Here is a 3,237-nt window from a genome sequence, read left to right as displayed (position 1 = left end):
GCCGGGAAACGCCCGGCTGACGAAGACGAGGGGCGAACCATGGAGTTCTCACACCCGGACACCGAACTGCCCGGACAGCCGATCGGCTACTGGAGCTGGGCCGCTCACAAGGCCGTCGTCGACCACATCCGCGAAGCCCTGGCGGAGCGCGGTGTCAGCCAACCGCAGTGGTGGGTGCTGTCCCAGCTCGTCGACAGCGAGGACGGCCGCACACGGGAGGAGCTGACGGCCGTTTTGGGCGGCTACCTGGACGTGGGCCAGCTGCTGGAGTCGGAGATGGACACCGTCGTCACCCGGGGCTGGGCGGACCAGGACGACAGCAAACGGCTGCGGATCACAGCCGAAGGGGCCGCACTGCAGGCCGAACTGGCGACCGTCCAGCGGTCGCTGCGTGCCCGGATCCACGCCGGCATCACGGACGAGGAGTACATCCGCACCCTCAAGGTCCTGCAGCGCATGATCCACAACGTCGGCGGCCACGCCTGGCACCACTGACGGCACAGCCCGCCCGTCAGCCGCCGGAGGTGTCCAGCTCAGCGTCCGCGCCGATGCCGGCGCAGTCGTACGGGTCCTCCAGCCAGCCGTCGGGCAGCGCCACGCGGTTACGCCCGTGGGTGCGGCCGCGGGGCCCGTCCGCGTCCTGCGGCCAGGGCTGGTCCAGGTCCAGCCCGTCCAGCAGGTCCCTCAGCTCCGCCACCGAGGAGGCCACCGCCAGCCGCTTCCGGGTCTCCGAACCGAGCGAGAACCCCTTGGTGTACCAGGCCACGTGCTTGCGGAAGTCGATCACGCCGCGGGTCTCGTCGCCCAGCCACTCCCCCAGCAGCGTCGCGTGCCGCACCATCACCCGGGCGACCTCGCGGAACGCGGGCCGCGCGTACGCCTCGGCGCCCGCGCCCTCGAACGCGGCGACCAGGTCGCCGAACAGCCACGGCCGCCCCAGACACCCCCGCCCCACGACCACACCGTCGCAGCCCGTCTCCCGCACCATCCGCAGCGCGTCCTCGGCGGACCAGATGTCGCCGTTGCCCAGCACCGGGATCTCGGGCACGGCTTCGCGCAGGCGGGCGATGGCGGCCCAGTCGGCACTGCCGCCGTAGTGTTGGGCGGCCGTGCGGCCGTGCAGGGCGATCGCGGTGACGCCCTCGTCGACGGCGATGCGGCCCGCGTCCAGGTAGGTCAGGTGGTCGTCGTCGATGCCCTTGCGCATCTTCATCGTGACCGGGAGGCCGCCCGCGTTGCCGACGGCCTCGTGCAGGATGGCGCGCAGCAGCGGCCGCTTGTACGGCAGGGCGGATCCGCCGCCCTTGCGCGTCACCTTGGGCACGGGGCAGCCGAAGTTCAGGTCGATGTGGTCGGCCAGGTCCTCGTCGGCGATCATGCGGGCCGCCTTGCCGACGGTGACCGGGTCCACGCCGTACAGCTGGATCGAACGCGGCTTCTCGCTGTCGTCGAAGTGGACGAGCTGCATGGTCTTGGCGTTCCGCTCGACCAGCGCCCGCGTCGTGATCATCTCGCTGACGAACAGCCCCTTGCCGCCGCTGAACTCCCGGCACAGCGTCCGGAAGGGCGCGTTCGTGATCCCCGCCATCGGCGCCAGCACCACGGGGGGCTGGACGGCGTGCGGACCGATGTGAAGCGGCTGGGTCATCAGAGCGGCGTCCTCCGGGACGTTGCGTACGGGTGTGGCTCGGGGGTGTCCCTTTGTCCCGCATCCACGAAGGGCCGGTTCCGCCGCGGCGGCGGAACCGGCCCCTGGCTCGCGTACGGCTCAGCAGCCGAGCAGCCGCCCCGCGAGGTAGCCCTCGATCTGGTCCAGGGAGACGCGCTCCTGCTTCATCGTGTCGCGCTCGCGCACCGTTACGGCGTTGTCGTCGAGGGTGTCGAAGTCGACGGTGACGCAGAAGGGGGTGCCGATCTCGTCCTGGCGGCGGTAGCGGCGCCCGATGGCGCCCGCGTCGTCGAACTCGATGTTCCAGTTCCGGCGCAGCGCCTCCGCCAGGCCCCGGGCCTTGGGCGACAGCTTCTCGTTACGGGAGAGGGGCAGCACGGCGACCTTGACGGGGGCGAGCCGCGGGTCGAGGCGCATCACGGTGCGCTTCTCCAGCTTGCCCTTGGCGTTGGGCGCCTCGTCCTCGAGGTAGGCGTCGAGCATGAAGGCGAGCATCGCGCGGTTGACACCGGCCGCGGGCTCGATGACGTACGGGACCCAGCGCTCGCCTGCCTCCTGGTCGAAGTAGGAGAGGTCCTGGCCGGACGCCTTGGAGTGGGCGGTGAGGTCGAAGTCGGTGCGGTTGGCGACGCCTTCGAGCTCGGAGAATTCGCTGCCGCCGAAGTTGAAGCGGTACTCGATGTCGGCGGTGCGCTTCGAGTAGTGGGAGAGCTTCTCCGCGGGGTGGTCGAACCAGCGGATGTTCTCCTCGCGGATGCCGAGGTCCGTGTACCAGTTCCAGCGCTGCTGCATCCAGTACTCGTGCCACTGCTCGTCCTCGCCCGGCTTGACGAAGAACTCCATCTCCATCTGCTCGAACTCGCGGGTGCGGAAGATGAAGTTGCCGGGCGTGATCTCGTTGCGGAACGACTTGCCCATCTGGGCGATGCCGAACGGCGGCTTCTTGCGCGAGGTCTGCTGCACGGCGGCGAAGTTGGTGAAGATGCCCTGGGCGGTCTCGGGCCGGAGGTAGGCGACCGAGCCCGCGTCCTGCGTCGGGCCGAGATGGGTGGAGAGCAGCCCGGAGAACTGCTTGGGCTCGGTGAAGGCGCCCTTGTTGCCGCAGTGCGGGCAGTTGACGTCGGCCAGGCCCTCGGCCGGCAGCCGCCCGTGCTTGGCCTCGTACGCCTCTTCCAGGTGGTCGGCACGGTACCGCTTGTGGCAGGAGGTGCACTCGGTCAGCGGATCGGTGAAGGTGGCGACGTGGCCCGACGCCTCCCACACCTGTGGCGCGAGGATCACCGACGAGTCGAGTCCGACCACGTCTTCGCGCGAGGTGACCATGGAGCGCCACCACTGACGCTTGATGTTCTCCTTGAGCTCGACGCCGAGCGGCCCGTAGTCCCAGGCGGCGCGCTGGCCGCCGTAGATCTCACTGCACGGGTACACGAAGCCACGGCGCTTGCTCAGGCTGACGATGGTGTCGATCTTGTCGGCGGCCACAGTGCTCTCTTCATCAACGGCGGACGGAATACTTCAGGTTACCGAGCGGGGAGGGGGCCGGATCAAATCGGTCCGGCGATCGGTGC

At 69.8% G+C, this 3,237-nt stretch carries 3 protein-coding genes; 1 reads left to right on the top strand and 2 read right to left on the bottom strand.

Annotated features, from left to right (window positions below; translation table 11 throughout):
- The first annotated feature begins 39 nt into the window (after nucleotides 1-39).
- Nucleotides 40-495: a MarR family winged helix-turn-helix transcriptional regulator gene (locus ACRDP3_RS19265; protein WP_431518209.1), complete on the top strand. Its 456-nt coding sequence runs from the start codon at nucleotides 40-42 to the stop codon at nucleotides 493-495.
- 16 nt (nucleotides 496-511) lie between these two features.
- On the opposite strand, the gene dusB is transcribed toward ACRDP3_RS19265, so the two are convergent.
- Nucleotides 512-1,648, bottom strand: a complete 1,137-nt coding sequence (dusB, locus tag ACRDP3_RS19260) for a tRNA dihydrouridine synthase DusB (protein ID WP_431518208.1) — start codon at nucleotides 1,646-1,648, stop codon at nucleotides 512-514.
- Between the two features lie 120 nt (nucleotides 1,649-1,768).
- The gene (locus tag ACRDP3_RS19255; RefSeq protein ID WP_431518207.1) at nucleotides 1,769-3,151 is read right to left on the bottom strand and encodes a glycine--tRNA ligase; all 1,383 of its coding nucleotides are present in this window, start codon (nucleotides 3,149-3,151) and stop codon (nucleotides 1,769-1,771) included.
- Between the last annotated feature and the right edge of the window lie 86 nt (nucleotides 3,152-3,237).

The sequence above is a fragment of the Streptomyces sp. genome, assembly GCF_050698815.1.
In the GTDB taxonomy this organism is placed as follows: domain Bacteria; phylum Actinomycetota; class Actinomycetes; order Streptomycetales; family Streptomycetaceae; genus Streptomyces.
This window is presented reverse-complemented; position numbering and strand designations above follow the sequence as displayed.